1 protein-coding gene is annotated in these 1,644 nt (G+C 73.6%); it reads right to left on the bottom strand.

Annotated features, from left to right (window positions below; translation table 11 throughout):
* Positions 1–295 precede the first annotated feature (295 nt).
* Positions 296–1,644, bottom strand: a 1,349-nt coding sequence (locus JGS39_RS39315; protein ID WP_219574555.1) for an outer membrane protein assembly factor BamB family protein, incomplete at its 5' end; no start/stop codon positions are given.

Genomic DNA, 1,644 nt, shown 5'->3' with positions numbered 1-1,644 from the left:
GGACGGTGAGGGGGACGGGGCCGCGACGGCTGCGGCCGGCGCGGTCACGACGACGGCGGCGAGCGCCGCCGTTCCGAGGGAGCGCAGAATTCTGCCTGGCACGACACCACCTCCGGAAACGGGGCGAATCGTGCGACCGGTGAATCGTGCGACTACCCCATGAGTGAGCGCAATTCCTCCCATACGCTCACTCGCCGTCAGGTGATGCAAGAACCTCGGGGCGTGGCGGCGGCCCGATTCCCCCGGAAGGCGGCGGACCGGACCCGTCGGCCGGGCCCGGTCCGCCGCCTTCCGGTCAGGCGACCGGGAACGCGTAGATCACGCGGTCGCGCCGGACGAGGGCGCTCTTTCCGTAGGCCAGCACCTGGTACCGGGCGGTGACGGTCGCCCCCTTCGGGTCCTGGGCCCCGATGTCCTGGAACTTCCAGAGCCGCCGCCCGTCGGCCGCCGCGAACGCGGTGACCTGCCCGGGATCCGCCGCGAGCAGCGTGCCGCCGGAGCCGCTGACCGTGACGGTGGGAGCCGTTCCCCCTGCCACCGCCTCCGTGGACCGCCGCCAGCGCAGCCGTCCGGTCTCCCGGTCGGCCACGCCCACTTCCTGGTTGCTGCCGGTGGTGTACAGGAGCGCGCCGGCCTCGACGGAGGTCCCGAAGGAGGAACCCGGTGTGCCGTTCAGCGTCCACTTCGGCCGGCCGCCGGGGGTCTCCAGGGCCCGCAGGTCGTCGCCGAACGCCACGTACAGGAGCCCGTCCGCGTCTCCCGCGACCGCCGCGTCCGGGGCCGTGCCGAAGACCTTGGCCCACTGCTGCTTCCCGGTCGTCCGGTCGAAGCTCCGGAAGAGCGCCTTGCCCTTGGACGCCTTCACATCGGCGGGGGTGAGCGTCAGCCGGTCCTGTCGTACGACGACGGCATCCGGCCGGATCGCCACCAAGCGGTACACGGGCGCGGCCGGGCCGCGACCGGTGGGCACGGGCGTCCGCCACAGCTCCTTGCGCTGCTCGATGTCGTACCCGAACAGGTACGACTTGACGACCTGCCGGTCCTTGCCGGGCTTCTTGCCCTTCTTCGGCTTCGGGGCCTTCACGGTGACCTGGTGCGAACCGGTGAACCAGAGCTGCGGGCCGGCCGATCCGACGAGGCCGCGCACGGACAGGTGCGGAGCGCCCTCGAACCCGTCGGCGTACGCCACCCGGTGGGCCACCCGGCCGTCCTTCGCGGACAGCCACAGGAACTCGGACGGTCCCGCGACGAAGCAGAACTCCTTGCCGGCGGCCAGAGCCGCCTGGCCCTTGGCCGCGTCAGGGCTCTCCCAGATCCGGCGCCCGGTCTTCAGATCGACGGCGGACGCATGGGTGTCGCCGGTCAGTACCAGCAGCCGCTCGTTCCAGAGTGCGGCGGTGAGGGGAGCGGGTTCGGAGGCCGGGTGGGTGTAGATCCAGCGCGGCTGCGGAGGCAGCCCGGCGACGACGGGACGGCTGGGGCTCGGTGCGGGCTTGGCGTCGACCTCGGGCTCGGCGTCGTCACCGGAGCCGAACGCGAGCACCGCGCCGCCCCCGACCAGGAGGCCGGCGGCTCCGGCGGCCGCCCCGATCAGCAAGGTCCGGCGGTCGACGGCCGCGCGCCCGGCGGGAGCCGGGGGAGCGG

The sequence above is a fragment of the Streptomyces poriferorum genome (genome assembly GCF_019399235.1).
GTDB lineage: Bacteria > Actinomycetota > Actinomycetes > Streptomycetales > Streptomycetaceae > Streptomyces > Streptomyces poriferorum.
The sequence above is the reverse complement of the archived record's forward strand: the minus strand, read 5'-3'. Positions and strand labels throughout refer to the sequence as shown.